This is a genomic window from Flavobacterium sp. GNP008 (assembly GCF_056428965.1).
In genome coordinates, this window is the sequence record NZ_JBWJVL010000008.1 from 1 (window position 1) to 437 (window position 437).

Annotated in this window: 1 protein-coding gene; it reads left to right on the forward strand. The window is 35.9% G+C overall.

Annotated elements, in window-relative coordinates:
• A partial coding sequence (locus tag AC0608_RS13665; protein WP_478289452.1) for an HYR-like domain-containing protein occupies positions 1 to 437 on the forward strand: 437 nt, incomplete at both ends.

The window sequence follows — 437 nt, forward strand, 5'->3', positions numbered from 1 at the left end:
AATTAACAGTAGTAATGGTGATGTAACTATCAAAAATGGAATTGGCATTGGTACATACATTTATACCTATCAAATATGCAACACAATAAATTCTGGAGTTTGTGATCAAGCAATTCTTACAATAAGTATAGTTGATACAACTGCACCTGTAATTGCGCCACTACCGGCTGAAACAACTATCTTTTGTCCTGCAAAGCCTGTATTCACATTAGCAACTGCAACTGATATATGTGGTGGTGTTATCTTAACTTTTGTAGATGTAATAAATTCAAGCTTATGCACTGGTTCTTATTCTGTAAGCCGCAATTGGACTGCAACTGATGGTGCAGGGAATCAATCTTTTAGTACTCAAACTATAAATATTAAGGATACTACAGCTCCTGTGATTGCTTCATTGCCTGCAACTTCAACTATATCTTGTGGTACAACACCTGTGT